The organism is Pseudalkalibacillus hwajinpoensis (genome assembly GCF_015234585.1).
In the GTDB taxonomy this organism is placed as follows: domain Bacteria; phylum Bacillota; class Bacilli; order Bacillales; family Guptibacillaceae; genus Guptibacillus; species Guptibacillus hwajinpoensis_B.
Genome location: NZ_JADFCM010000001.1, coordinates 15,784 through 42,135 on the forward strand (window position 1 = coordinate 15,784; position 26,352 = coordinate 42,135).

General features: G+C 40.3%; 25 protein-coding genes and 4 tRNA genes. 28 read left to right on the forward strand and 1 reads right to left on the reverse strand.

What is annotated here, in order from left to right; all coding sequences use genetic code 11:
* Positions 1-2: 2 nt before the first annotated feature.
* From mnmG to IQ283_RS00105, 7 genes are all read left to right on the forward strand, one after another.
* Entirely contained in the window at positions 3-1,886 is a 1,884-nt protein-coding gene (gene mnmG / locus IQ283_RS00075; RefSeq protein ID WP_194218146.1) for a tRNA uridine-5-carboxymethylaminomethyl(34) synthesis enzyme MnmG, read from the forward strand.
* An 18-nt stretch (positions 1,887-1,904) separates the two neighbouring features.
* Positions 1,905-2,618 (forward strand): 16S rRNA (guanine(527)-N(7))-methyltransferase RsmG, encoded by a 714-nt coding sequence (gene rsmG, locus IQ283_RS00080; RefSeq protein WP_194218147.1) that lies wholly within the window; start codon positions 1,905-1,907, stop codon positions 2,616-2,618.
* A gap of 118 nt (positions 2,619-2,736) precedes the next feature.
* Positions 2,737-3,576 carry a nucleoid occlusion protein gene (noc, locus tag IQ283_RS00085; RefSeq protein ID WP_194218148.1) on the forward strand — a complete coding sequence of 280 codons (840 nt, stop codon included), beginning with the start codon at positions 2,737-2,739 and terminating at the stop codon, positions 3,574-3,576.
* A 170-nt stretch (positions 3,577-3,746) separates the two neighbouring features.
* Positions 3,747-4,532, forward strand: a complete 786-nt coding sequence (locus IQ283_RS00090; RefSeq protein WP_371017943.1) for a ParA family protein — start codon at positions 3,747-3,749, stop codon at positions 4,530-4,532.
* Positions 4,525-5,373, forward strand: coding sequence for a ParB/RepB/Spo0J family partition protein (locus IQ283_RS00095; RefSeq protein ID WP_194218150.1), 849 nt, complete (start codon positions 4,525-4,527; stop codon positions 5,371-5,373). The genes IQ283_RS00090 and IQ283_RS00095 overlap by 8 nt, the downstream gene beginning before the upstream one ends.
* Positions 5,374-5,449: 76 nt before the next feature.
* Positions 5,450-6,598, forward strand: coding sequence for an aminotransferase class V-fold PLP-dependent enzyme (locus tag IQ283_RS00100; RefSeq protein ID WP_194218151.1), 1,149 nt, complete (start codon positions 5,450-5,452; stop codon positions 6,596-6,598).
* A gap of 13 nt (positions 6,599-6,611) precedes the next feature.
* Positions 6,612-7,325, forward strand: coding sequence for a DUF554 domain-containing protein (locus IQ283_RS00105; RefSeq protein ID WP_194218152.1), 714 nt, complete (start codon positions 6,612-6,614; stop codon positions 7,323-7,325).
* A 136-nt stretch (positions 7,326-7,461) separates the two neighbouring features.
* Here the strand turns inward: IQ283_RS00105 and yyaC are convergent, their stop codons facing one another.
* The gene (gene yyaC, locus IQ283_RS00110; RefSeq protein WP_194218153.1) at positions 7,462-8,091 is read right to left on the reverse strand and encodes a spore protease YyaC; all 630 of its coding nucleotides are present in this window, start codon (positions 8,089-8,091) and stop codon (positions 7,462-7,464) included.
* 125 nt (positions 8,092-8,216) lie between these two features.
* Here yyaC and IQ283_RS00115 point away from each other — a divergent pair, with 125 nt between their 5' ends.
* The 21 genes from IQ283_RS00115 to walK all read left to right on the forward strand — a co-directional run bounded on the left by IQ283_RS00115 (position 8,217) and on the right by walK (position 26,350).
* A complete protein-coding gene (locus tag IQ283_RS00115) occupies positions 8,217-9,239 on the forward strand; it encodes a YkvI family membrane protein (protein WP_194218154.1) in 1,023 nt (340 codons plus the stop codon).
* A 25-nt stretch (positions 9,240-9,264) separates the two neighbouring features.
* Entirely contained in the window at positions 9,265-10,149 is an 885-nt protein-coding gene (locus IQ283_RS00120) for a mechanosensitive ion channel family protein (RefSeq protein ID WP_370313860.1), read from the forward strand.
* Positions 10,150-10,162: 13 nt separating this feature from the next.
* The gene (locus IQ283_RS00125) at positions 10,163-10,360 is read left to right on the forward strand and encodes a DUF951 domain-containing protein (RefSeq protein WP_194218156.1); all 198 of its coding nucleotides are present in this window, start codon (positions 10,163-10,165) and stop codon (positions 10,358-10,360) included.
* 195 nt (positions 10,361-10,555) lie between these two features.
* Positions 10,556-11,656, forward strand: coding sequence for a redox-regulated ATPase YchF (ychF, locus tag IQ283_RS00130; protein WP_194218157.1), 1,101 nt, complete (start codon positions 10,556-10,558; stop codon positions 11,654-11,656).
* A 276-nt stretch (positions 11,657-11,932) separates the two neighbouring features.
* Positions 11,933-12,229, forward strand: a complete 297-nt coding sequence (gene rpsF / locus IQ283_RS00135) for a 30S ribosomal protein S6 (protein ID WP_194218158.1) — start codon at positions 11,933-11,935, stop codon at positions 12,227-12,229.
* A 26-nt stretch (positions 12,230-12,255) separates the two neighbouring features.
* Positions 12,256-12,768 (forward strand): single-stranded DNA-binding protein, encoded by a 513-nt coding sequence (gene ssb, locus IQ283_RS00140; RefSeq protein WP_194218159.1) that lies wholly within the window; start codon positions 12,256-12,258, stop codon positions 12,766-12,768.
* A gap of 63 nt (positions 12,769-12,831) precedes the next feature.
* Positions 12,832-13,068 carry a 30S ribosomal protein S18 gene (rpsR, locus tag IQ283_RS00145; RefSeq protein WP_048311135.1) on the forward strand — a complete coding sequence of 79 codons (237 nt, stop codon included), beginning with the start codon at positions 12,832-12,834 and terminating at the stop codon, positions 13,066-13,068.
* A 156-nt stretch (positions 13,069-13,224) separates the two neighbouring features.
* Positions 13,225-13,524 (forward strand): HPr family phosphocarrier protein, encoded by a 300-nt coding sequence (locus IQ283_RS00150; RefSeq protein WP_194218160.1) that lies wholly within the window; start codon positions 13,225-13,227, stop codon positions 13,522-13,524.
* Positions 13,525-14,247: 723 nt separating this feature from the next.
* Positions 14,248-15,174, forward strand: a complete 927-nt coding sequence (locus IQ283_RS00155; RefSeq protein ID WP_194218161.1) for a YybS family protein — start codon at positions 14,248-14,250, stop codon at positions 15,172-15,174.
* Between the two features lie 15 nt (positions 15,175-15,189).
* Positions 15,190-17,166: a DHH family phosphoesterase gene (locus IQ283_RS00160; RefSeq protein WP_194218162.1), complete on the forward strand. Its 1,977-nt coding sequence runs from the start codon at positions 15,190-15,192 to the stop codon at positions 17,164-17,166.
* Positions 17,163-17,606, forward strand: a complete 444-nt coding sequence (gene rplI, locus IQ283_RS00165; RefSeq protein ID WP_194218163.1) for a 50S ribosomal protein L9 — start codon at positions 17,163-17,165, stop codon at positions 17,604-17,606. Before IQ283_RS00160 ends, rplI begins: the two co-directional genes overlap by 4 nt.
* A gap of 48 nt (positions 17,607-17,654) precedes the next feature.
* The gene (gene dnaB, locus IQ283_RS00170; protein ID WP_194218164.1) at positions 17,655-19,016 is read left to right on the forward strand and encodes a replicative DNA helicase; all 1,362 of its coding nucleotides are present in this window, start codon (positions 17,655-17,657) and stop codon (positions 19,014-19,016) included.
* A 244-nt stretch (positions 19,017-19,260) separates the two neighbouring features.
* Complete coding sequence (locus IQ283_RS00175) at positions 19,261-20,547, forward strand: adenylosuccinate synthase (protein WP_194218165.1); 1,287 nt, start codon at positions 19,261-19,263, stop codon at positions 20,545-20,547.
* Between the two features lie 128 nt (positions 20,548-20,675).
* Positions 20,676-21,113, forward strand: a complete 438-nt coding sequence (locus IQ283_RS00180) for a PilZ domain-containing protein (RefSeq protein WP_194218166.1) — start codon at positions 20,676-20,678, stop codon at positions 21,111-21,113.
* A 118-nt stretch (positions 21,114-21,231) separates the two neighbouring features.
* Positions 21,232-21,307, forward strand: a tRNA-Lys gene (locus tag IQ283_RS00185).
* Positions 21,308-21,337: 30 nt separating this feature from the next.
* Positions 21,338-21,414: transfer RNA gene (locus IQ283_RS00190), tRNA-Met, on the forward strand.
* Between the two features lie 119 nt (positions 21,415-21,533).
* A tRNA-Asp gene (locus tag IQ283_RS00195) sits at positions 21,534-21,609 on the forward strand.
* Between the two features lie 178 nt (positions 21,610-21,787).
* Positions 21,788-21,863: transfer RNA gene (locus IQ283_RS00200), tRNA-Phe, on the forward strand.
* 293 nt (positions 21,864-22,156) lie between these two features.
* Positions 22,157-23,563: a peptidoglycan DD-metalloendopeptidase family protein gene (locus IQ283_RS00205; RefSeq protein ID WP_194218167.1), complete on the forward strand. Its 1,407-nt coding sequence runs from the start codon at positions 22,157-22,159 to the stop codon at positions 23,561-23,563.
* A 269-nt stretch (positions 23,564-23,832) separates the two neighbouring features.
* A complete protein-coding gene (gene yycF, locus IQ283_RS00210) occupies positions 23,833-24,540 on the forward strand; it encodes a response regulator YycF (RefSeq protein WP_098445599.1) in 708 nt (235 codons plus the stop codon).
* A gap of 7 nt (positions 24,541-24,547) precedes the next feature.
* Positions 24,548-26,350 (forward strand): cell wall metabolism sensor histidine kinase WalK, encoded by a 1,803-nt coding sequence (walK, locus tag IQ283_RS00215; RefSeq protein WP_194218168.1) that lies wholly within the window; start codon positions 24,548-24,550, stop codon positions 26,348-26,350.
* Positions 26,351-26,352 lie beyond the last annotated feature (2 nt).

A 26,352-nucleotide genomic window follows, 5' to 3' on the forward strand; every position in this document is an offset into this window, starting at 1 on the left:
CAATGGGTTATAAAGCCGATTCTTATGATGTTATAGTCGTCGGAGCAGGTCATGCCGGTGTGGAAGCGGGACTCGCTTCAGCAAGAATGGGTGCGAAAACACTCATGCTTACACTTAACTTAGACTCTGTCGCTTTTATGCCATGTAACCCAAGTGTAGGAGGTCCTGCAAAGGGAATTGTTGTGCGGGAAATTGATGCACTTGGTGGAGAAATGGGACGAAATATAGATAAAACGCATATTCAAATGCGTATGTTAAATACAGGTAAGGGGCCTGCTGTACGTGCACTGCGTGCACAGGCTGATAAAGTACTGTACCAAAGTGAAATGAAAAGAACCATTGAAGAACAGGATAACCTTACGCTCTTACAGGGCATGGTTGAGAAGCTAATCGTTGAGGATGGCGTCTGCAAAGGAGTTATTACGAAAACGGGTGCAGAGTTCGAGGCGAAATCTGTTGTGCTAACAACTGGTACGTTCATGCGCGGTCGCGTTATTATTGGAGATCTTTCATATGAAAGTGGCCCTAATAACATGCAGCCTTCCGTTAATTTGTCGCACCATTTGGAGGAATTGGGCTTTGAGATGGTTCGTTTTAAGACAGGAACTCCTCCGCGTGTAAATAATAAATCTATTGATTATAGTAAAACTGAAATTCAGCCCGGCGATGAAAAACCGCGTGCATTTTCATATGAAACAACAGAATTTATTACAGACCAGCTGCCATGTTGGTTAACTTATACGGGTGAAGCAACGCATAAGCTCATCAATGATAACTTGCATCGATCTCCGATGTATTCAGGTATGATTGAAGGGACAGGCCCAAGGTATTGCCCATCAATTGAAGATAAAATTGTTCGCTTTAATGATAAGCCCCGTCACCAAATTTTCCTTGAACCAGAAGGACGCAATACGAAGGAAGTATATGTGCAGGGTCTTTCAACAAGCCTTCCAGAGGATTTGCAGCAACAAATTCTCAAAACCGTACCTGGTCTTGAAAATGTTGAAATGATGCGTGCAGGCTATGCCATCGAATATGATGTTATTGTTCCGACCCAATTGTGGCCTTCACTTGAAACAAAGACAGTGAAAAACCTCTTTACTGCAGGACAGTTAAACGGTACTTCAGGATATGAAGAGGCAGCAGGTCAGGGAATCATGTCTGGTATTAATGCTGCAAGGAATGCACAGGAGCGTGAAGCGGTGATTCTGGATCGTTCTCAAGGGTACATTGGCGTTATGATCGATGACCTTGTGACGAAAGGAACGAACGAGCCTTATCGTCTATTAACATCACGTGCAGAATATCGTCTTCTTCTTCGTCATGATAATGCAGATTTAAGACTAACAGAACTCGGTTATGACATCGGCATGATTCCTAAAGAACGCTATGATCGTTTCCTTGCTAAAAAAGAAATGATTGAGCAAGAAATGAAGCGTCTTGCGAAGATTGTGATTAAACCAGGCGAGCAGGTTAATGATGTTCTTCCGGAGAATAGTACTGAATTGAAGGAAGCTATTCACGCAGCTAATTTATTGAAAAGACCGGAAGTAACTTATCAAGAGATTCATCAACTAGCACCAGCAGACTTTGAAATTCCAGAAGATGTTTCAGAACAAGTTGAGATTCAGATTAAATATAGCGGCTATATTAATAAAAGTCTTCAACAAGTGGAACGTATGAAGAAAATGGATGAAAAGAAAATTCCTGAGGGCATAGATTATTATGCAATTGGTGGTCTTGCAACTGAAGCGAAGCAAAAACTTGATGAGGTTCGCCCTCTTTCAATTGGTCAAGCTTCGCGTGTATCAGGAGTTAATCCAGCTGATGTATCGATCTTACTTGTGTATATCGAACAGGGAAAAATCGCTAAAATTGCAAAATAATGTACTAGTGGAGGGTCTATGAACGAGCAACAGTTTCAGGAGTTGTTAGAGGAGAAAGGGATTACTCTTTCTCCTGAACAGCTTCAACAATTTCAAACATACTATGAAATTCTAGTTGAATGGAACGAGAAAATGAATCTGACAGCTATCACTGATAAAGAGGAAGTCTACGAAAAGCACTTTTTTGATTCAATCATGGCTGCGTTCTCATTTGATTTCTCTTCTGACTATCATATTTGCGATGTGGGAGCGGGCGCGGGTTTCCCAAGTTTGCCTATTAAAATTTGTTTTCCACATTTAAGCATCACTATTGTTGATTCACTTAACAAAAGAATCGGTTTCTTAGAACACCTTTCATCAAAACTTAAGCTAACAAATGTGTCATTTTATCATGACCGTGCTGAATTATTTGGTAAAAACAAAGATCATCGTGAAAAGTATGATGTTGTCACAGCAAGAGCCGTTGCAAGACTTTCTGTCCTTGGTGAGTTGTGTCTTCCTCTCGTTAAACCAAACGGTTATTTTGTTGCGCTAAAAGGCCCAGGTGTAGAGGATGAATTAGAGTCTGGTAAACAGGCGATTAAGCTTCTTGGTGGAGAAGTTGTGAAACGAGAGACGCTAACACTACCTAAAGAAAAGAGTGAGCGTAATATCGTTACAATTAAAAAAATCAAAACAACTCCAAAAAAATATCCAAGAAAGCCAGGCACACCAAATAAAAATCCTTTATAATAAAGATGGACTGCATTTGAACGGATAGGTGTTTCACATGGAACGCTGCTACGACGGAAGGAATTCGGTTTTGAAGCAGCGAATCAGTTAAGGAGTCGATTAAAGGTGGTGTTAGGCGATGAAGCATACGTTTTCACGTCTTTTCGGTTTGAACGATGAAAAAAGCGAGACGATGGAAGCAGAACAAGAGGAAGTGAAACAGCTTCTTGTTGAGGATATTATCCCAAACCGTTTCCAACCTCGAACAATTTTTATAGATGAGAGAATTACTGAACTATCTCAAACGATAAAGACCCATGGAGTCATTCAGCCGATCGTGGTTCGAGAACGTGAAGGCAAGTATGAAATTATTGCCGGGGAAAGACGCTGGAGAGCAGTGAAAAAGCTAGGTTGGGAGCGAATTCCTGCCATTATTAAGGAATTTAACGATTCTCAAACTGCCTCTATTGCGCTTATCGAGAACCTGCAGCGTGAAGAGCTAACAGCTGTTGAAGAAGCTATGGCTTATGCCCAGCTTATTGAGCTGCATGATTTAACTCAGGAGAGCCTCGCTCAGCGACTTGGCAAAGGGCAATCTACTATTGCGAATAAGCTTAGATTACTGAAGCTCCCCGAGCCTGTTCAACGAGCGCTTCTCGAGAAAAAAATCACGGAGAGACACGCTCGTGCTTTGATTCCACTTAAGAATCCTGAGAATCAAGTAAAAGTTCTCACAGAAGTTCTTGAAAGACAATGGAATGTGAAGCAGACGGAAGAACGTGTTGTTCGTATGCTAGAAGGCACTGTACCGAAACCGAAGCCTAGAAAAAAATCGGTTAGTAAAGATATGAGATTGGCTGTCAATACGATCCGTCAATCGCTTGATATGGTAACAGAGACTGGTTTAACGATTGATACAGATGAAGAAGACCATGACGAATACTATCAATTTACGATCCGAATACCTAAAAAGAAGTAAACTCATCCAAACTGGATGAGTTTTTTTTGTACATATAAAACGTTAAACAGATAGTATTAACTTCAAATATGCTGAGCTGTTTTCTGTTTCTATCTCTTTCAGGGAGGAAATGGAATTTTATTGAGAATACCGTCCGGCTAATAACAAACGTGATAAAATAGAAAGAAAGAATGGTTGGAGAATGGGGTGACATCTTGGTGAATATTGTTGCTGTAGCAAATCAAAAAGGCGGAGTGGGAAAGACGACCACTTCAGTGAATGTAAGTGCCTGTCTCGCCTATCTTGGTAAAAGGGTCTTGCTTGTTGACATTGATCCTCAGGGGAATGCAACAAGTGGCGTTGGGATTGAGAAAGGCGATATTGAAAAATGTGTGTATAACATCCTTGTAGATGACCTAGATGCTGGAGACATTATTCAGGAGACGATTGTTGAGAATTTGCACGTCATTCCTTCTACAATTCAGCTTGCAGGAGCAGAGATCGAACTTGTTCCCACCATTTCCCGGGAAGTAAGATTGAAAAGGGCGCTAAATAAAGTTGAAAAAAACTATGATTATATTATAATTGATTGTCCTCCATCGTTGGGGTTATTAACAATTAATGCTCTTACAGCTGCAGATGCAGTGCTTATTCCTGTCCAATGCGAATACTATGCACTTGAAGGACTAAGTCAGTTACTTAATACAGTACGACTCGTCCAAAAGCATTTAAATACAGAATTAAAGATTGAAGGAGTACTGTTAACGATGCTTGATGCAAGGACAAACCTTGGTATTCAAGTGATTGAAGAAGTTAAAAAGTACTTCCAAGAAAAAGTCTATCGAGTGATCATACCAAGGAATGTACGTTTGAGTGAGGCGCCAAGTCATGGGAAGCCAATCATTGTCTATGATCCAAAATCTCGAGGGGCTGAATGCTATTTAGAACTTGCAAAGGAAGTGTTAGTCAATGACTAATCGTGGTTTGGGTAAGGGAATTAACGCCTTTTTCCCTTCCCAAAATGAGAACGAGACTGTGAGAGATATTCCCGTTAATGAGCTTCGTCCTAACCCTTATCAACCGAGAAAGAAGTTTAGTACTGAAGCGATTGAAGAATTAAGTGCTTCGATTCAAACTTTCGGTGTCCTCCAGCCATTAATCGTTCGTCAAAGCATTAAAGGCTATGAAATTGTTGTAGGTGAGCGGAGGTATAGGGCTTCTTTAGAAGCAGGTCTTACAACCGTTCCAGCTGTTGTGAAAGATTTAACAGACCGAAAAATGATGGAAATTGCCTTAATTGAAAACTTGCAGCGTGAGAATCTAAATCCGATTGAAGAGGCGCTTGCTTACCAGAAACTGATGGAAGAAACAGATGTGACACAGGAAGAATTGTCAAAACGCCTGGGTAAAAGTAGACCGCATCTCGCTAATTTCCTTCGTCTTTTACAGTTACCTTCTGAAGTACAGGAGTATATTTCAGACGGAAAGCTCACGATGGGGCATGGGCGGGCGATACTTGGATTAAAAAATAAAGAAGCTAGAAAGCCACTTGCGGATCGAGTTCTTCAGGAGAAATTAAACGTTCGCCAGCTAGAGAAGTTAATTACGGAATTGAATCAGAACGTTTCACGTGAAACAAAGAGAAAAGAGAAGTCAGATCCGTTTCTTAAGGAAAAGGAAGATCACCTTCGTGAGCGATTTGGAACGTCGGTTTCAATTAAAAGAATGAAGAAAAAAGGTAAAATAGAGATTGAGTTTTTCTCAGAAGAAGATCTAAATCGCATATTAGAAGTGTTAGAGAAAGAAGATAACGAATAAAAGCATAAACTGACATTCAGTTTATGCTTTTATTCTAGCTTAGTAGAATTTGAAACGAACTTAATGGGGTGGTAATGTGATTTATCTTGATCAAGCGGCAACGTCCTTTCCTAAGCCGCCTGAAGTTGTTCAGGCTATGACTGAGTGTATGACCGAATACGCGGCAAATCCAGGTCGTGGTGGACATGCTTTATCCAAGCGCGCTGATAACATGATTGTACAAGCACGTGAACAGCTGGCTGATTTCTTTGGCTTTGACCAACCTGAACGCGTTTGTTTTACAGCAAACGCTACAGGAGCTCTTAATCAGGCAATAAAAGGTTTTTCCTTCAATGAAGGGGATCATGTATTAACCACTTCTTATGAACACAACTCAGTACGTCGTCCTTTAGAATATATGAAGAAAACTTCAGGAATTGAAGTGGATTACATTAATCTGGAGACGACTGAGGAATTTGATGTCGAGGCATTCTGCAATGCCGTAAGACCTTCTACAAAAATGATTATTGTTTCACATGGCTCTAATCTAACTGGTAAAATTATTCCTATCGATGAGATTGGAAAAATAGCCAGAGAACAGGGAATCACGTTTCTCGTAGATGCCTCTCAAACAGCTGGTATTATTCCTATTCATATGGAGCAAATGAGCGTTGATCTATTGGCTTTCCCAGGTCATAAAGGTTTACTTGGTCCGCAGGGTACAGGTGTACTAATGGTTAGCAAAGCGGTTGAGCTTAATCCTATATATCATGGCGGTACGGGGAGTAGTTCTGAGTTGGTCGATCAGCCACTAAAATACCCTGAACGCCTTGAGAGCGGAACCGTCAATACACCAGGAATTGCCGGGTTATTAGCAGGTCTCCATGCAGTGAAGAAAATGGGTCTTCATAAAATAAGAATGCATGAACTGCATTTAACTGAGCATCTAATAAATGGATTAAAAGAAATTAATTATGTGAAGGTGTATGGACCTAATAAAGAACGCCTTGGAGTTATCCCTTTTACTATTGAAGGAATTGATGCTCAGGAAATTGCAATTATACTTGATCAGCATTACGAGATTGCAGTAAGAGCAGGCCTACACTGTACTCCACTTGGACATGAAACGATCGGAACGAGCACTACTGGAGCGGTACGATTAAGTGTGGGACCTTATAATACAATTGATGAAATTAATAAAACCATCCAAGCAGTAGAAGAAATTGTAGAGGGGTACTTTGGCTGAGGAGATGTAGGAAATGGTATTATTAGGAACAGTTGTGAATGGTGCAGCCATTATTGCAGGTACGCTGATTGGCACGGTTAGCAGTCGTATCCCTGAACAAACGAAAACGACAATTATGCAGGGACTAGCTTTAGTTGTTTCTGTTATCGGACTACAAATGGCCATGAAAAGCGAGCAGTTCTTAATTGTTATTGGCAGTCTGGTGCTGGGCGGTATACTAGGTGAGTATTGGAATCTAGAAGGAAAACTGAATGATTTAGGGAAGTGGATTGAGAGAAAAACTGGTGCTGCTTCGGAAGGCAGCGTAGCTCAAGCTTTTGTAACAGCTACACTCGTTTACGTTGTTGGTGCTATGGCTATTCTTGGGGCACTTGATAGTGGCCTACGAAATGATCACTCAATATTATTTACAAAGTCTTTAATAGATGGTTTTACTGCAATTATGTTTACAGCAACGCTAGGTTATGGTGTATTGTTTTCAGCAATACCCGTAATGCTGTATCAGGGAGTTCTTGCTCTCTTTGCTGCACAGATAAACCAGTTTGTCCCCCAAGCCCTTCTCGATGCGTTTATTGCAGAGGTAACTTCTGCAGGAGGAATTATGATTCTAGCAATTGGATTGAACTTGCTCGGTATTGTTAAAATTCGAGTAGCTAACTTTCTCCCTGCTTTATTAATTGCAGCTATTCTTGTCTCAAGTTTGTACCTGATGCCTTCGATGTTTTAGAATGCGATTATTTAATCAGGTTTTGTTAAGCAGTTAAAAAATCAAGAAACCACACGATTTAGAAACAGAGATCTATATTAAAAAGACCCGTACTCTGGTTTTGTAAATGACCAGGATACGGGTCTTTTTGTCGACGTTATGGAAGTTGAAGAAGGTCATCTCCCCAATTTAAGGCATTGTTCTTCTCGAGTGACATATCTGTTCCATATGCTTCAATAGATTGATGAAGACTTATAGCCATAACATCAGCCATTTTCATAACTAAATTTAATCGTGTATTTTGCAAAACAAAGTATTCCATAAATCCACTAACATTCACGATCCCTGTTAAATGAATATCCCCAACTTCTAGGAGCTCTTTTTTTACTCCCGCACCTGGCTTCACAGGGCCCTCTCCTGCCGTAATAATTCCAACAGAGTGAAGACGTCCGAGACAAGCATCAATTCCGATAATAAATGGACGAGTGTGAGTCTGTTCAATTGATGCCATCACTTCATTTAAATTCACAGCATGAACTGGTGACTCAAGCGTACCGTATACTGTTGCTTTTGGCTGAAGCTGCTGCAATTTGCTTCCAACAAGCGGGCCTAAAGCGTCTCCCGTTGAACGATCCGTTCCGATGCAAACGATCACAATTGAATCTGTTCTTCTCGTCGGCAGCAGAAGCGAAATCCTCTCACTAAGTGTTTCTATAGCAAGATCATCCTCATGATGGATTCGATATGCAGAGGGCTTTTTTTGAAAAAACTTGTCTCGAAGATTCATAGGATTCTCTCCTTTGTAATAGTAGTAACAGTATACGGAATTTTGACGTGATCTATACATACAAGATCATTTCTGCCGTGGATTTTACTTCAATCGTATATCGAGTAAGACGAGGAGGGAATGCCATGATAAGCGGTGGAATGAAATGGTTGTTTCTTATATTAGGAACGATGATTGGTGCAGGCTATGCATCAGGGAGAGAACTGTGGCAATTTTTTGGTCATGAAAGCGTACTGGCTATCATTTTATTTACGGTAATGTTTTCGATTTGTTGTTATGTGATTATGAAAATAAGTTATGAAACGAAATCGACTCATTATTTGCCGATTTTAGAACGACTTGTGGGCAAAAAATTAACGGGAATCTATGATTTACTCATTATCTTGTATTTGTTTACAACAACGATTGTGATGTTCGCAGGTGGTGGGGCAACGATGGAAGTGGTTCATCTACCGTATTGGTTAGGTATTTGTATTCTTGCTGTATTGGTCATTATCCTTTTCTTCTGGGATATCAATGGGATGTTATCAATGAATGCCATTATTCTTCCTTTGCTTATTATTCTCTTACTTTCAGTACTTGGATTGTTCATTCACTCGAATCCCTCAGCTATGCTTTTCAATTGGACAAAACAAGCAAACTGGCCAGCGGCTTTTACGTTCACAGCGCTCAATATTTTACCACTTGTCGCAGTCCTTTCAGCCGTCGGTCATCAAATTAAGCATAAAGGAGAAATTTGGATTGCGAGCCTTGGAAGTGGATTGATTCTCGGGGGAGTGTCTTTTCTTTATAATCAATCACTCATACAGGTGGCTCATGACCTCCTTTTATACGAGATCCCATTGTTTGCGATCTTAAAAACGTATCCGTACTATATGATTTTGATTATGTCTGTCTTACTATGGTTAGCCATATACACTACAGCTGTAAGTGGAGTCTTTGGTCTGACATCGAGATTTAGAGATTTGCTTGGTCTTCCTCTATGGATTGTCGCTTTTATTATTGTCATGATTATGCTTCCGTTTACTGCGTTTGGTTTTTCTACACTAATTGCTTTTTTATACCCTCTGTACGGCGTACTTAATCTCTATATTTTAGCATCTATCTTGATTTTCCCAGTTCTTAAACGGTATGATTTGTTATCATAGTACTAAAAACTGGGAGGTATGTGGATTGGATTGGTTCGATTCTTTGTGGACACCTACATATGAGTATTTATCCAATCGTGAGCTTTGGGGGAATATGGTCAAAAGTGCACTTACTATTTTAGCTATTTTAATCGGTACATGGATCTTTTTGCGAATAGCAAAATCAGCATTAGGTCAGATTTTCTCCATACGTTTAAAAAGCCCCCTCCGGTTATCGGAACGTAGAGAAGCGACTCTCATAAGGTTGATTGAGAATGTTCTAACCTATGTTACTTATTTTATTGCACTAGTTATGATTTTGAGTGAATTTGGCGTAGACGTTCGGACGCTGATTGCTGGAGCCGGGGTGGTTGGTCTTGCTGTAGGTTTCGGGGCACAGAACCTTGTTCGTGATGTTATTACAGGTTTCTTTATTATTTTTGAAAAACAGTTTTCTGTTGGCGATTATGTCCGGATCTCTAGTGTAGAAGGGTTTGTTGAAGAAATTGGACTACGCGTTACGAAAATTAAAAGTTGGACAGGAGAACTTCATATTCTACCGAATGGTAACATTAATCAAGTAACGAATTATTCTATTCATAATAGTATTGCCGTTGTTGATGTGAACATTGCGTATGAAGAACATATACAAGAAGCTGAGAAAGTGATCATTGATTTAATGGACGAGCTGTATGAGCAGTTTGATGCTATGATTGTGAAACCGGAATATCTTGGAGTCCAGGATTTAGGGCAATCAGAAGTAGTTCTTCGTATTATCTCAGAAGTGCATCCAATGGAGCACTGGGTCATAGGGCGAGAAATCCGAAAAGCGGTTAAACAACGTTTTGATGAAATAGGTATTGAGATTGCTCTGCCACGCGTTGTCATGTATCAGCGAGATGAGCAAGGTGAAGTGAAAGAAAAAGCATAAAGGGGGAATCCTTATGTCTGATAAAGAATTTGGCTTGAATGACATTGTCGAAATGAAAAAAGCGCATCCGTGTGGAGAAAACCGTTGGAAAGTAATTCGAATGGGAGCAGATATCCGAATCAAGTGTCTCGGATGTGACCATAGTGTGATGCTTCCAAGAAAAGAGTTCTCTAGAAAATTGAAAAAAGTTCTTGAGCATGCAGAATCCTGACCGTCCATTTTGGGCGGTCATTTTACTTATAGAGAAAGGGGGATGCTTGTTTTTTTGCTTCGTCATCTCTATAATTGGTAAGGTATGTCGTTCGTTGAACAAGATGATCAAAAAAGTCTATTTATGGCTCATTTAGCCATCTTTATTTTTATAAAAATCGCCTTCTGAGGCAGATACTTTAAAGGAGTGACCGAGATGGCATTAACCACCGGTATTGTAGGACTTCCGAATGTTGGGAAGTCAACTTTATTTAACGCAATTACACAGGCAGGAGCTGAGTCAGCTAACTATCCGTTCTGTACAATTGATCCGAACGTTGGAATTGTAGAAGTTCCAGATGAGCGTCTTCAAAAGCTAACTGAGCTTGTAAATCCAAAGAAGACTGTACCAACAGCTTTTGAATTTACAGATATTGCCGGGATTGTTAAAGGGGCAAGTAAAGGCGAAGGCCTAGGAAACAAGTTTCTTTCTCATATTCGTCAAGTAGATGCGATTTCACAAGTTGTTCGCTGTTTCGATGATGAGAATATTACACACGTTTCTGGTAAAGTAGATCCCATTTCTGATATTGAAACGATTAACCTTGAGCTAGTCCTTGCAGACCTTGAATCAGTAGAAAAGCGCATCGCCCGTGTTCAGAAAATGGCGAAGCAAAAAGATAAGGAAGCGCTAGCTGAATTTAACGTTCTAACAAAGCTTAAGGAAGCATTCGAAGAAGAACAGCCTGCTCGAAGCGTAGAGCTAACGGAAGAAGAAGAGAAAATTGTTTACGGCTACCATCTATTAACGAAAAAGCCTGTTCTTTACGTAGCAAACGTTGACGAAGATGATCTTCTGGACCCAACTGATAATGAGTATGTGGCTAAAGTTCGTGAATATGCTGCAAAAGAAGGCGCAGAAGTTATCGTCGTTTGTGCGAAGATTGAATCCGAACTCGCTGAACTTGAAGGCGAAGAAAAAGATGCATTTCTTGAAGACATTGGAATCTCTGAGCCGGGATTGAATAAATTAATCCGCGCTTCCTATGACCTTCTTGGACTAGCTACTTACTTCACAGCTGGTGAGCAAGAAGTTCGGGCGTGGACATTCCGTCTTGGAATGAAAGCTCCACAAGCAGCTGGTATTATCCATACAGACTTCGAACGTGGTTTTATCCGCGCAGAAATTGTAGCTTATGATGACCTAGTTGAAGCTGGGACAATGGCTATCGCGAAAGAAAAAGGAAAAGTTCGTCTTGAAGGAAAAGAGTACATTGTAAAAGACGGAGACGTGATCCATTTCCGCTTTAACGTTTAAGGTATAGGTTCTTTTCTAAATGATTCTTGTTTTGATAGGGTTCTGTATAAAAAATCCACACGTGGCTGATTGGAGCGGAAGGTGCTCACCGCCCGCTTCGCGGAAAGCGAGCATCCTGAAGCGGAAATCAACCAGTCTATAGATTCAATTTCTTCGGGACTTGCTAATAAAGAATTAATTTGGTATAATCTAAAGCTGTGAGTAATTATCTTTGTATACTTACTCCTTGCTCTTAATTACCATTGAGAGCCGTTAGACCAAAAGGAGGTGAACGGAATGCGTAACTACGAAATTATGTACATTATCCGTCCAAACATTGAAGAGGATGCACAGAAAGCTCTTGTTGAGCGTTTCAACGGTATCCTTACAGACAATGGTGCGGAAATTAATGAAACTAAAGAAATGGGTAAGAAGCGTCTTGCTTATGAAATCGAGAATTTCAACAGCGGGATCTACATGCTTCTTAACATTAACAGTAATACTGAAGCGATTGAAGAGTTCAGCCGTTTGATGAAAATCAACGACGATGTTCTTCGTTTCATGACGATCAACCTAGAAGAAGCTAAAAAGTAATTGTTTTATAAATAGGAGGGGTTCTGATGCTGAATCGCGTCGTATTAGTTGGACGTTTAACAAAAGACCCTGAATTGCGTTATACCCCTAGTGGCGTAGCGGTTGCGAACTTTACACTTGCTGTAAATCGCCCGTTTACGAATCAGCAGGGAGACCGCGAAGCTGATTTTATCAACATTGTTGTATGGCGCAGACAGGCAGAAAATGCAGCCAATTTCTTGAAAAAAGGCAGCCTTGCTGGTGTAGATGGACGAGTTCAGACTCGCTCTTACGATAATAGCCAGGGACAGCGTGTGTTTGTGACAGAAGTGATGGCTGAAAGCGTCCAATTTCTCGAGCCTAAAGGTGCAAACCAGGGCGGTGGCGGAAGCGGCAACAGTAGCAACTACGGTGGCGGCAACCAAAACAGAGAAACCGGCGGTTACGGGAATCAGAACCAAAATCGTGATAACAACCGTGATCACTCCAATTTTGGAGATGACCCGTTTGCGAGCGATGGCAAGCCGATCGACATTTCAGATGATGACTTGCCGTTCTAATACTCTCTGTTTCGAGCGGTGAAAACAGAGATCGAATTTTAAATGCAAAGGAGGTAACTACCCATGGCAAGACCAGGTGGACGCAGAGGTCGTCGTAAAAAGGTTTGTTTCTTCACAGTAAACAAAATCACTTACATCGACTATAAAGATACAGATCTTCTTAAGCGTTTCGTATCTGAGCGTGGAAAAATTCTTCCACGTCGTGTAACAGGTACTAGCGCTAAATATCAACGTCAATTGACTCGTGCGGTTAAACGTGCTCGTCAAATGGCTTTACTACCATACGTACTTGGTGAGTAAGTTTTAAAACAGTGGGACATTGTCCCACTGTTTTTTTCTATACAAGTTTATTCTGAAATAATGTTTTTTTACATTGTTGGAGAATAAGTGGTTTATGACTTCACATATTGAGGGAATAAGAACCTTACAAGAGATCTGTAAGGAGGAACCACAATAATGAAGAATGTGGAAACAACAACAATTAATCTGACAGAGCAGCTTAGTATGAACTCCCTTATGGCATTCGTAAAAAAAGCGAAATCGTTTAACAGTCACGTGTCACTCTATCGTAATGGTCATAGCATTAACGCAAAGAACTTAACAAGCGTAATAACGTTCAATCTTACGGTGAAAGAAAATGACTCACTTCTTCTTATTGCTGACGGTGAGGATGCTACCGAAGCATCTATGCAATTAGAAGAATGGCTTCAAAATGAAATGGATAGCGCAAAAGAAGAGACTTTATCTCTTATGTAATACATAGTAGGCTGTTGAGAAAACAGCCTTTTCTTAATGCTTACTATTCAAATTAATGAAACATTTGCTGAAACGGGCAGAAATTCTTACAATGTAGTAAGGGGATTTCGACCCGTTTTTTTGAATATCATAAAAGGTAGTTTATTGAATTCGTGTAAATACTGGTATGGTAGGGCGTGAGACTGAATGTAGATTTATTTAGTAGTCGAACATTATCGTTCGCTTTACTGATCTAGCTGCAGTGGGCAGGTCCTCGAGTCGCTTCACCCTTTCATCCGAACACAAAGACCGTGTTCAAATGAAAGGTCTCCAGCGCTTGTCGAGCCTAATCGCCCACTTCCGCTTTACTGATCCAGCTGCAGTGGGCAGGTCCTCGAGTCGCTTCACCCTTTCATCCGAACACAAAGACCGTGTTCAAATGAAAGGTCTCCAGCGTTTGTCGGACCTAATCGCCCACTTCCGCTTTATTGATCCAGCTGCAGTGGGCAGGTCCTCGAGTCGCTTCACCCTTTCATCCGAACACAAAGACCGTGTTCAAATGAAAGGTCTCCAGCGCTTGTCGGACCTAATCGCCCACTTCCGCTTTACTGATCCAGCTGCAGTGGCCAGTCTCTCGATCACTTCACCTTTTCCTCTGAACACAAAGACCGTGTTCAAATGAAAAGGTTACAGTGCTTATCGAGCCTAATCGCCCACTTCCGCTTTACAGAAAAGGAGTTAATGATGAAGAATCGTGCTGTTGTACCGTTAGTTGAAGGGGCTGCGCTTGCGGCTGTGTTTGCTGTTTTATTTTTGGTAACGATGTATGTACCCGTTGTTGGTGTCATTACTTTATGGGCTCTTCCAGTGCCGTTTATTTTAATGGTAGTTCGGAATGGGTTGAAGAGTGGATTGGTGATGTGGGCCGTCACTATTGTTATTGGGGTATTAACAGCTGGTATACCTTCGTTTGCTTTTACCTTAGTATTTAGTCTTGGTGGTTTAACTGCAGGGTACTTATATTATCTTCGTAAATCTGCGCTTGCTGTTTTACTTGGAAGTACCATTGCTTATGTTGTTGGTTTGGTTATCATTTTCATTTCAAGTATTTTACTTATTGGTCAAAATCCAGCAGATTTATCTATGGAAATGATGAATCAATCTTTTCAACAGGCTGAGTCAATGGCGAAAGCTTTAGGAGGGAATTCGGATCAAATTGCTCAGGCTAGGGAGCAAATTAGTTTAATTCGATATCTTATCCCAACTGTTCTTGTATTAATGGGGGCAGTTATTGCGCTTATATCTCAACTTATTTCAGTGCCGATTTTAAAGAGGGTAGGAAATTTTCATCCACCAGTCTTTCCACCAATCCGAGAATGGTCATTTCCGAAGAGTTTTTTATGGTATTATTTAGTTGTTACTATTGTTATGATGGTAGGATTAGAAGAAGGATCTGCTGTATTTGTTGCATCCATTAACGTTTACTTAATACTCAACGCACTGATATTTGTTCAGGGGCTTGCAGTCATTTACTTTTTTAGCCATCAAAAGGGGTGGCCCATCGTCGTGCCAATTCTGTTAACGGTTCTTGGCTTCGCACTAACATCATTTATTGTTATTATTGGAATCATTGATCTTGGTTTCGAATTGCGAAGGAGAATGAAATCATAGGTAGGAGCTGAAAGTATGCCAAAGTTTTTAACGAAACGGTGGCATGGTTATCATGTGGTAGCCTTGTTCGTCATTTCCATCCTGTTTATCGGCATCATCACCTATTACAACTGGATATTAGGGGTTGGAAGCGTAGTGGTCATGACGCTTCTTGTTTATACAGCGATTCGAGCTGAATCTTTATTTCAAGCTGCACTCAGGGATTACGTATCAACTCTGTCTCACCGTGTGAAGAAGGTGGGAGACGAGGCTCTGATGGAGATGCCTTTTGGAATATTGCTGTATGATGAGGATTATCACATCGAATGGACCAATCCATATTTGCCTATCATGATGGAGAAAGAGCAATTGATAGGACTTTCGTTGAATGATATATCGGAGCAAATTATTCCCTTTTTGAAGTCAGAAGCGAATGAAGAAATTTTAACGATCCATGATCGTAAGTACAAAACGTATTTCAAACAAGAAGAAAGACTTCTCTATTTCTTCGATGTGAGTGAAAAGGTAGAAATACAACGTCTTTATAGCGAAGAAAAAACGGTTGTTGGGATTGTTTATCTGGATAACTATGAAGAAGTAACCCAGGGACTTGGCGATCAGGTGCGTAGTAACTTAAACAGCTCTGTTACCTCGATTCTGAATAACTGGGCTGATGAGCAGGGAATATTCTTGAAGCGAAGTTCATCTGAGAAATTCTTTGCTGTATTAAACCAAAAGATCCTTCAGGATTTGGAGAAAAATAAATTCTCTATCCTTGATGAGGTGCGTGAAGCTACTTCGAAAGAGAACATTTCCATTACATTGAGTATTGGTATTGGTAGTGGTCACAGTACACTTACAGAACTTGGTCAATTAGCTCAGTCTAGTCTTGATTTAGCGCTTGGACGTGGTGGTGACCAGGTGGCGATTAAGCAGACAACCGGGAAAGTGAAGTTCTATGGAGGAAAGACCAATCCGATTGAAAAGCGGACAAGGGTTCGAGCACGAGTTATTTCTCACGCTTTAAGAGAACTTGTACTGGATAGTGATCAAGTCATTATTATGGGACACAAAAATCCCGATATGGATTCCATCGGCGCTTCGATAGGTATATTAAAAGTAGCACAGGCCAATGGAAAAGAAGGTTCTATCGTTTTTGATCAAAATCAGCGGACAAGTGGTGTCTCAAGATTAATGGAAGAGATTGAAGGGAATGACCAACTTTGGGCTCGCTTTATTGATCCTGAAGATGCGCTCGAGAATTGTACACCGAATACACTTCTAGTTGTCGTCGATACCCATAAACCTTCTCTTGTAATGGAAGAGCGCCTTTTACAAAAGCTTGACCATGTGGTTGTCATTGATCATCATAGACGTGGAGAAGAGTTTATTGAAGATCCAGTTCTTGTTTATATGGAGCCATATGCTTCTTCTACAGCTGAACTTGTAACGGAACTCTTTGAATACCAGCCGAAAAGGCTCAAAATGGACATTATGGAAGCAACAGCTCTTTTGGCAGGGATTATTGTGGATACAAAAAGCTTTACGCTTAGAACCGGCTCTAGAACGTTTGACGCTGCATCCTATTTAAGGGCACATGGAGCTGATACTGTTCTTGTACAGGAATTTCTACGTGAAGACATTGCACAGTATATTAGGAGAGCCAGAATTATAGAGAAATCGCACATATATCGAAGCGGTATTGCGATTGCACTCGGTGAAAGAGACCAAACATACGATCAAGTATTGATTGCACAAGCCGCAGACACGCTCTTATCAATGAGCGGCGTGATTGCTTCTTTCGTTATTTCGAAACGAACTGATGGTAAAATTAGCATTAGCGCAAGATCGCTTGGTGATGTTAATGTTCAGATTATAATGGAAGGCCTTAATGGCGGTGGACATTTAACCAATGCTGCGACGCAAATTGATTCTGGATCAATCGAAGAAGCAGAAGAATTGCTTAAGGAAACAATTGATAACTATTTGGAAGGGAGCGAAGATGAATCATGAAAGTGATTTTCTTAGAAGATGTAAAAGGTAAAGGTAAAAAAGGCGAAGTGAAAAATGTGGCAGACGGTTATGCTCGTAACCATCTGTTGAAGAATAATCTAGCTCTAGAAGCAAATAATGCAAATATGAAAACTTTAAAAGCAAAACAGCGCAGTGATGATAAAAAGGCTCAGGAAGAGCTTGATGAGGCAAAAGCGCTGAAAGAAACAATCGAAAGCCTTGAAGTTGAATTGGAAACAAAATCTGGTGAAGGCGGCCGTTTATTTGGATCCATTACAAGTAAAAATATTGCTGAAGAACTGAAAAAGCACGACATCAAAGTGGATAAACGTAAAATCGAGCTTGATGAACCAATCCGTTCACTGGGATACACGAATGTACCCATTAAATTGCACCATGATGTAACAGCAACTGTTAAAGTACATGTGGTAGAGCAATAATAGGTGATCACGGGTGGAAAATAGCGAAATGCTCAGGGGGAAAACAACATGAGTGATTTATTTGCTGATCGTACGCCACCTCAAAATATAGAAGCTGAACAAGCGGTAATCGGTGCTGTTTTCTTAGAAATTGATGCACTCACAACAGCAACGGAAGTATTGCAGCCAGAAGACTTTTATAGAGCGGCACATCAGAAGATTTTCTCTGTCATGATTGATCTCTCCGAGAAGGGTGAGCCTGTCGATCTTGTCACGGTTACATCAGAGCTGCAGGACCTTAAAATTCTTGAAGAAATTGGTGGAGTATCTTACCTAAGTGATCTGGCTAATTCAGTTCCTACGGCTGCGAACGTTGAGTATTATTCTAAAATTGTAGAAGAGAAATCAATCTTAAGAAGACTTATTCGCGCCGCCACAGATATAGCTTCCGATGGCTATGCGAAAGAAAATGAGATTGAAAACCTTCTATCAGAAGCTGAGAAATCCATTATGGAGGTTTCTCAGCGAAAGAATACAGGAGCTTTTATATCTATTAAAGATGTTCTTGTAACTGCCTATGATAATATTGAAATGCTACAAAACAGTACTGAAGATATTACAGGCATTCCTACAGGATTTTCTGAGCTTGATCGAATGACCGCAGGCTTTCAACGAAATGACTTGATCATTGTTGCAGCAAGACCTTCTGTAGGTAAGACAGCTTTTGCTCTTAACATTGCTCAAAATGTCGCTACGAAGACGGATGAAAATGTTGCGATCTTTAGTCTTGAGATGGGTGCTGAACAGCTTGTCATGCGTATGCTCTGTGCTGAAGGGAATATTGATGCACAACGTCTTCGAACAGGTGGACTGACAGGAGATGACTGGCAGAAGCTGACGATGGCTATGGGTAGTCTTTCAAATGCCGGTATTTATATTGATGATACTCCTGGTATTCGAGTTGGTGATATTCGTGCTAAATGTCGACGCTTGAAGCAGGAGAAGGGCCTTGGCATGATTCTAATTGATTATATGCAGCTTATTCGTGGTAATGGATCTGGGGAGAACAGACAACAAGAAGTTTCCGAAATATCGAGGTCCTTAAAAGGCATTGCACGTGAACTTGAAGTACCTCTCATTTCACTATCACAGCTCTCTCGTGGAGTTGAGTCGAGACAGGATAAAAGACCAATGATGTCTGATATACGTGAATCTGGAAGTATTGAGCAGGATGCTGATATTGTCGCGTTCTTATACCGAGATGATTATTATGATAAGGAATCGGAAAATAAAAACATCATTGAAATTATTATTGCAAAGCAGCGAAATGGTCCAGTTGGAACAGTAGAGCTTGCATTTGTGAAAGAATACAATAAATTCGTTAACCTGGAAAGGCGTCATGATGAAGGTGACATGCCACCAGGTGCCTAAAAAAGCCTCTTTTATGAGGCTTTTTTATTATAGTTCACAAAAATGAGCATAATAAAAGCACTACATTTGTCTTATTTTTATTCGAAAGGAATAACTAAATAACGAACATAATTATATTTATTTATATAATTGTTCGGGTTTGTTGACTTACAATCATCAAATTGGTACACTTACCCTGGGTTTTTTAAAAAAAGAAGTATGCTTCTTGATGAATTAATCGTAGGAAGCATCTGGAGGTGCTCAAATGCCATCAGTAGTTGTGGTAGGAACACAGTGGGGCGATGAAGGTAAAGGAAAGATTACGGATTACCTCTCGGAAAATGCAGAAGTTGTCGCTCGTTATCAGGGTGGAAACAATGCAGGACATACAATTGTATTTAATGATACGAAGTACAAACTTCACTTGATTCCATCAGGAATTTTTTATGACGATAAAATTTGTGTCATCGGAAACGGAATGGTTGTTGATCCAAAAGCTGTTCTTGAAGAACTTGCCTATTTACATGAACGCAATATTAATACAGATAACCTGCGCATTAGCAATCGCGCACATGTTATTCTTCCTTATCACTTGAAGCTTGATGTCGTGGAAGAAGAGTACAAAGGCGAAAATAAAATTGGCACAACGAAAAAAGGAATTGGCCCAGCATATATGGACAAAGCTGCAAGAGTGGGAATCCGTATTTGTGATCTTCTTGACAGAGAAGTATTTGAAGAGAAGCTGGAGCGTAACCTAACTGATAAAAATCGTCTTCTAGAGAAAATGTATGAAGTTGAAGGCTTTAAAAAAGAAGATATTCTTGAAGAATACTACGAATACGGCCAAAAGATTGCAAAGTATGTTGTAGATACTTCAGTGGTCCTTAATGATGCCATTGATGAAGGGCGTCGTGTTCTATTTGAAGGTGCACAAGGTGTCATGCTTGATATCGATCAGGGTACATACCCATTTGTAACGTCTTCAAATCCAATTGCTGGTGGGGTTACAATTGGTTCAGGTGTAGGACCTAGTAAAATTAATCATGTTGTTGGTGTTTCGAAGGCTTATACGACACGAGTAGGTGACGGCCCGTTCCCTACTGAGCTTCATGATGAAGTAGGCGACCAAATTCGTGAAGTAGGAAATGAATATGGTACAACGACTGGCAGACCGCGCAGAGTTGGCTGGTTCGACAGCGTTGTAGTACGACATGCACGCCGCGTAAGCGGAATTACCGATCTTTCTCTAAATTCCATTGATGTACTGACTGGCATCGAAACGCTTAAAATTTGTACAGCATATAAGTACAAAGGTGAAGTTATTGAAGAGTTCCCAGCAAGCCTTAAGGTTCTTGCTGAATGTGAACCTGTTTATGAAGAAATGCCTGGTTGGACAGAAGATATTACTGGTGTGAAAAACCTAGGTGATTTACCACCTAACGCACGTCACTATATTGAGCGTGTTTCACAATTGACAGGTATTCCATTATCAATCTTCTCAGTAGGTCCAGACCGTAATCAAACAAATATGATTCGTGGCGTTTTTGCTTAATTGATCGAGCTGGCAGCTGAGACTGCCAGCTTTTTTTAGAACATTAGAAGTTGGAAAATTCTGCAGAAAAACGATTTTTGTGGTAAACTTGGACTATCAAAATTGTTAAACTTTGATGAGGTGTTCGCATGAGTCGGAATAAAAGACAGGTCTTTCGTCAGCAGCTTGACGTTCCTTTTGCTGCAAGGATGAGAATTATTGAAAAGAACACACCTGTCGCTACGGATTTTAACCATAAAATTTATATTCATGATATCGGACTCGAAGGTATTGGTTTTTCTGTAGATTTTGAAGCGCCAATGCATACGAATATGGAGTTTTCGATTAAGTTAAATGATGAACCATTTCGCATTACAGGTGAAGTGGTGTGGGGGAAGCCAAACGACCCTAATGATCCAAACACAAGAGCAAGCCACTTTTTTGGTGTGAAGTTTCATCTCAAAACGGATAAGGAATCCTCACTCATTTTTCAAGAGGTCAATCGTTTCGCCATTAAACGTCATCGTCGGAAACAAGAAATTCGTGAAATGATGAAAGAGCGATTAAATAAACAGGCAAAGGGGTAAATTAAGACAGGGTTAACTTACTCCATGGCTGTTTTTTTATTTTCTTTTCAAGATCTCTTGCTTTTTATGAAATCCAATGATATGATAAATCTTGTCGTCGTTACAAGATACTTATGACGAGCCATTAGCTCAGTTGGTAGAGCATCTGACTTTTAATCAGAGGGTCGAAGGTTCGAGTCCTTCATGGCTCACCATTTTCTTTAGATGAAAATGATACATATCGTCGCGGGGTGGAGCAGTTCGGTAGCTCGTTGGGCTCATAACCCAAAGGTCGCAGGTTCAAATCCTGCCCCCGCAACCAAAAATTTAACTGCGTCGATTAATCTTCCTTGTTAAATTTTTATCGGAGTCCCTTCAGGGGCAACCTAAACGCATAACTTGGTATGATTTCTCTCAAACGTAAGTGAACAATATTTGAATGGTCTCGTGGTGTAGCGGTTAACATGCCTGCCTGTCACGCAGGAGATCGCGGGTTCGATTCCCGTCGAGACCGCCATTTAATCTATTAAATGGAATTAGTAATATGGCTCTGTAGCTCAGTCGGTAGAGCAACGAGCAAAGCTTCATCGAATTTCCGACGAGTTGTCCCGACACAGCTAGCTTCAAAGCAAGGCTTGTAGAGGAAGGGACAGAGGTTTTACACAGCATAAGCTGATGGACAGTATATCTTATATGGCTCTGTAGCTCAGTCGGTAGAGCAGTGGACTGAAAATCCACGTGTCGGCGGTTCGATTCCGTCCGGAGCCACCATTATTTTTCAATTAACAACGTACATATATCGCATATCTCTCATTGAGGGGTATGCGTTTTTTTGTTGTTGATTTTTAAAAGCGAACTATTTCCTGCAGTCGTGATCCTTATTTAAAGTGTAAGGTAATCGATGAAGAACCTTCCAGTTTTCTGGTATGAGTTGCCACGATCGTGACGAAATGACTACATTTTTATTACAAGTTGAGTATTTGTACCCATGTGACTTCCTGTATATGATAAAGTGCGAAACGTGAGTAAAAAAGATAGTTTTAGCTATAGCAGGGGGAAGTCGCATGAAAAAAATAAATGTACGTCGTTTTATACAACTTTCAGTCATTGTAACGAGTGTTAGTACACTTTTTTGGATAGAACCAGTTGGTGCATCAGTTTATAATCTCATGAAGCCTGTTTATCACGTTTATATAGATGGAGAAAACGTAGGCACTGTAGATAGTCGAGCGGTATTGAACGAAAATATAAAGGAATTAAAAAACGAACAAGAGGCAAATGGTGTGAAGTTATCAGTTGAGAATGACGTGGAGGTTGTGACGGAACGCTTATTTAAACCTTCAGTTGACAATAAGGAAGCACTCGAGCAATTAGATGAAGAAATTACGTTTACTGGTGAAGGGTATACCCTCTCTTTTGATGGAGAGCAGGTAGGGAGCTTCGTAAGTGAGGAACAAGCAAAAGATGCTCTATGGGAGTACGCTAAGTCCTTACTTACTGATGATAAAGTGAAGGAAATTGAGAGAACAAGTCTGAATGTATTCGAATCAAGTGATAAGCCTCATCCGATCGATGCTGTTGAGCTCTCACAACCATTTACAGTTGAAAAGAATGAAGTGAACCCAGAGGATATTTTAACGGAGGAGGAAGGAGTGTCCCTCCTTAAATCAGGTTTTGAAGAAGAGGTAACATATAAAGTTACAGAAAACCAATCTCTTAAACAAGTAGCTAAAAAGTTTAAGATGGATGTTAAAGAATTAATGGAGAAAAATAACCTTTCTAGTGAGGATGAGATAAAGAAGGGTGATCAATTAAACGTTCTTGAGAAGAATAAATTTGTAAACGTGATGGAAACGGTAGAAATTGAAAAAACAAAAGAAATTCCATATCAAGTTACTAAAAAGAAAAGTGATTCTCTCTTAAAGGGTGAGAAGAAAGTAACGCAAGATGGAGAAAAGGGTAAGAAGACTGTTACTTATAAAGTAAAACGTGAAAATGGAAAAGCCGTTGAAAAGAAAGTTGTGAAAGAAGACGTTTCTAAGGAACCTGTAGATGAGGTAATTAAAATTGGAACAAAGGTAATTCCATCAAAAGGAACTGGTTCATTTGCATGGCCTGCTGTAGGAGGAACAATTACAAGTAAGCAGGGCGATCGCTGGGGATCTTACCATAAAGGAATCGATATTGCGGGGGTATCGGATAAAACAATCCGTACAGTGGATAATGGAAAGGTTACAGCTGCAGGTACGCGAAGTGGTTATGGGAACCAGGTTACTGTTAATCACAATAACGGTTTAAAAACAACTTATTCTCACCTGGCGTCCATTTCTGTCTCAGTTGGCGATACGGTTCAGAAAGGTGACAAAATTGGAGTTATGGGTACTACAGGAGATTCAACAGGTATTCATCTTCATTTTGAAGTATATAAAAACGGTGATCTTGAAAATCCAATGAATTACGTGAAAAAATAACCTTCAGTGAAAACTGAAGGTTTCTTTTATGGCTTCCTGGCGAAAGATGTGTTTGAATGGCGAATGCATTAGTAGGACTTCATAAAGCCATTAGGTAACGGTGTTATAAGACGAAAGAGAAAGGACGTAGCGTTTCTCTTATAGAAGTTAAGGGAAGAGCGGTAGGGAATCGTAATAAAACCTACATAATATGATAAAATAGACAAAAGTATGCATGTTTCATATCAACGGTAAATTGATATTGTCATATCAAAGAAGGAGCGTTCATAATGGACAAGAAAATTCTTGTTGTAGATGATGAAAAACCAATTGCAGATATTCTGCAATTTAATCTTGAGAAGGAAGGCTTTACGGTGGTTTGTGCTTACGATGGAGACGAGGCCATTGCTAAAGTTGAGGAAGAGAATCCGGATATGATTCTTCTTGATATCATGTTACCTCAACGTGACGGAATGGAAGTTTGTCGTGAAGTTCGTAAAAAATATGAAATGCCAATTATTATGCTAACGGCAAAGGATTCTGAAATTGATAAAGTGCTAGGTCTTGAGCTTGGTGCTGATGATTATGTGACAAAGCCTTTCAGTACACGTGAGCTTATTGCGCGTGTAAAAGCCAATTTGCGCCGTCGTCAGCAGGAGCCTGAGAAAGAATCTTCACCGAACTCGCTTATTAAAGTGGGTGCGCTAACGATTCATCCAGATGCTTATCTTGTTACGAAGCGTGAAGAATCAATTGAGTTAACACATAGAGAATTTGAATTGCTACATTATTTATCAAAACATATAGGTCAAGTTATGACCCGAGAGCATTTGTTACAAACTGTTTGGGGATATGATTATTTTGGCGATGTTAGAACAGTAGATGTAACAGTACGTCGATTACGCGAGAAAGTCGAAGATAATCCAAGCCATCCGACATGGATTATTACAAGACGTGGCGTTGGCTACTATATGCGTGAACCGGAACAGGAGCAGTAAACTTTAGATGGGAAAGGTCGGTTTTTTTAAATCCATTCATTTTAAGTTTGCGATTGTTTATGTCCTTCTTATTCTTGTTGCCATCCAGTTTATCTCTGTTTATTTTAACGACAAGTTAGAAGAGCAGTTTCAGAGTAACTACGCTAGTTCCATTCGCGATCGTGCTGAGCTTCTAGCTGATAATGTCTCTGATCAGGTGAACAGTAAGAGCGATGAAGAAGATGATACGATTAATAACTTGATTAGAAATTTTAGCCAAAATGAAATTCGTCAAATTCTAGTAGTTGATTCATTAGGTCAAGTAGTCGGTACGCTTAATGATGATGGTCTAGAAGGAACACGTGCAACGAATGATTTCGTGGATAGTGCATTAAATGGTGTAGCTGAACAAGAAATCCTTCTTGATAGTGAAGGAGAGCGGTTTTTAGCTTATGGCTATCCTATTAAAGGTGAAACAAACACTACTGTTGGAGCGGTTTACATTCAGGCAAATATGAATCAGGTATTTGAACAAGCAGATGAAGTGAATAGTTTATTGGCTCAATCTGCCTTGATTGCCCTGGTACTGACAGGCCTACTTGGTATTATTATCTCTCGTACGATAACAAGGCCAATTTCGGATATGAGAAAACAAGCACTTGTGATGGCCAGAGGCGATTTCACTCGAAAAGTGAAGGTGTATGGAGAAGATGAGATTGGACAGCTTGCGCTTGCCTTTAATGATTTAACAAGAAGGCTTCAAGAAGCTAATGCCATTACAGAAGGTGAGCGACGTAAACTTACATCTGTGCTTGCTTATATGACGGATGGTGTTATTGCTACAGACCGAGAAGGTATGATCATTCTAATGAACGATCGTGCTGAGGAAATGATGAACGTTTCACGTGAAACGGTTCTTGGAACATCACTAAACAAAATTCTTCAGTTCGCTGAAGAGAAGACGTGGGATGATGTTTACAATGGTCCTGACTCAATGATTCTAGATTTAAGTGATGATCAACAAACGTTTATTATTCGAGTTAACTTTTCTATTATCCATAAAGAAGACGGTCCAATTAATGGGTTGATTGCTGTCCTTCATGATATTACCGAGCAAGAACAGCTTGAACAGGAACGACGTGAATTTGTAGTGAATGTGTCACATGAGTTACGTACGCCTCTTACAACGATGAGAAGTTACCTTGAGGCGCTTCAGGAGGGAGCATTACAGGATCCTGAAATTGCTCCGCGCTTCTTAAGCGTCACGCAAAATGAAACAGAGCGTATGATCAGGTTAGTTAATGATCTATTACAGCTTTCTAAAATGGATAAGAAAGAGTATCATCTTGAGTTTACGGAAGTCGATTTCGTTGAGATGTTTGATCATGTGCTTGATCGCTTTGAGATGTCGAAGCGAGAGAATATTGAAATTGTAAGGCAGCTTCCGCGTTTAGCGATTTACACAAAAGTGGATAAGGACAAAATGACACAGGTGCTTGATAACATTATTTCTAATGCGATTAAGTACTCCCCGGATGGAGGTACTATCACAGCAAGATGCTGGACGATTGGGAAGAAGATCCGAATCAGCATTAGTGATGAAGGTGTTGGCATACCCAAAAATAATCTTTCGAAGATCTTTGATCGGTTCTATCGTGTAGATAAAGCTCGCTCACGGCAGCTTGGAGGAACTGGACTTGGTTTGGCTATTGCCAAGGAAATGATCCATGCCCATCATGGGGATATCTGGGCAGAGAGTAAGTGGGGACATGGAACAACGATCTACTTTACTCTCCCTTATAAGCGAATAAGGGAGGTCGAAGACAAGTGAGA

What these genes read in the sequence shown, in the direction of transcription:
- mnmG (WP_194218146.1), top strand. Translation starts at nt 3, where the DNA reads ATGGGTTATAAAGCCGATTCTTATGATGTTATAGTCGTCGGAGCAGGT.
- rsmG (WP_194218147.1), top strand. Translation starts at nt 1,905, where the DNA reads ATGAACGAGCAACAGTTTCAGGAGTTGTTAGAGGAGAAAGGGATTACT.
- noc (WP_194218148.1), top strand. Translation starts at nt 2,737, where the DNA reads ATGAAGCATACGTTTTCACGTCTTTTCGGTTTGAACGATGAAAAAAGC.
- IQ283_RS00090 (WP_371017943.1), top strand. Translation starts at nt 3,747, where the DNA reads ATGGTTGGAGAATGGGGTGACATCTTGGTGAATATTGTTGCTGTAGCA.
- IQ283_RS00095 (WP_194218150.1), top strand. Translation starts at nt 4,525, where the DNA reads ATGACTAATCGTGGTTTGGGTAAGGGAATTAACGCCTTTTTCCCTTCC.
- IQ283_RS00105 (WP_194218152.1), top strand. Translation starts at nt 6,612, where the DNA reads ATGGTATTATTAGGAACAGTTGTGAATGGTGCAGCCATTATTGCAGGT.
- yyaC (WP_194218153.1), bottom strand. Translation starts at nt 8,091, where the DNA reads ATGAATCTTCGAGACAAGTTTTTTCAAAAAAAGCCCTCTGCATATCGA.
- IQ283_RS00115 (WP_194218154.1), top strand. Translation starts at nt 8,217, where the DNA reads ATGATAAGCGGTGGAATGAAATGGTTGTTTCTTATATTAGGAACGATG.
- IQ283_RS00125 (WP_194218156.1), top strand. Translation starts at nt 10,163, where the DNA reads ATGTCTGATAAAGAATTTGGCTTGAATGACATTGTCGAAATGAAAAAA.
- ychF (WP_194218157.1), top strand. Translation starts at nt 10,556, where the DNA reads ATGGCATTAACCACCGGTATTGTAGGACTTCCGAATGTTGGGAAGTCA.
- rpsF (WP_194218158.1), top strand. Translation starts at nt 11,933, where the DNA reads ATGCGTAACTACGAAATTATGTACATTATCCGTCCAAACATTGAAGAG.
- ssb (WP_194218159.1), top strand. Translation starts at nt 12,256, where the DNA reads ATGCTGAATCGCGTCGTATTAGTTGGACGTTTAACAAAAGACCCTGAA.
- rpsR (WP_048311135.1), top strand. Translation starts at nt 12,832, where the DNA reads ATGGCAAGACCAGGTGGACGCAGAGGTCGTCGTAAAAAGGTTTGTTTC.
- IQ283_RS00150 (WP_194218160.1), top strand. Translation starts at nt 13,225, where the DNA reads ATGAAGAATGTGGAAACAACAACAATTAATCTGACAGAGCAGCTTAGT.
- IQ283_RS00155 (WP_194218161.1), top strand. Translation starts at nt 14,248, where the DNA reads ATGAAGAATCGTGCTGTTGTACCGTTAGTTGAAGGGGCTGCGCTTGCG.
- IQ283_RS00160 (WP_194218162.1), top strand. Translation starts at nt 15,190, where the DNA reads ATGCCAAAGTTTTTAACGAAACGGTGGCATGGTTATCATGTGGTAGCC.
- rplI (WP_194218163.1), top strand. Translation starts at nt 17,163, where the DNA reads ATGAAAGTGATTTTCTTAGAAGATGTAAAAGGTAAAGGTAAAAAAGGC.
- dnaB (WP_194218164.1), top strand. Translation starts at nt 17,655, where the DNA reads ATGAGTGATTTATTTGCTGATCGTACGCCACCTCAAAATATAGAAGCT.
- IQ283_RS00175 (WP_194218165.1), top strand. Translation starts at nt 19,261, where the DNA reads ATGCCATCAGTAGTTGTGGTAGGAACACAGTGGGGCGATGAAGGTAAA.
- IQ283_RS00180 (WP_194218166.1), top strand. Translation starts at nt 20,676, where the DNA reads ATGAGTCGGAATAAAAGACAGGTCTTTCGTCAGCAGCTTGACGTTCCT.
- IQ283_RS00205 (WP_194218167.1), top strand. Translation starts at nt 22,157, where the DNA reads ATGAAAAAAATAAATGTACGTCGTTTTATACAACTTTCAGTCATTGTA.
- yycF (WP_098445599.1), top strand. Translation starts at nt 23,833, where the DNA reads ATGGACAAGAAAATTCTTGTTGTAGATGATGAAAAACCAATTGCAGAT.
- walK (WP_194218168.1), top strand. Translation starts at nt 24,548, where the DNA reads ATGGGAAAGGTCGGTTTTTTTAAATCCATTCATTTTAAGTTTGCGATT.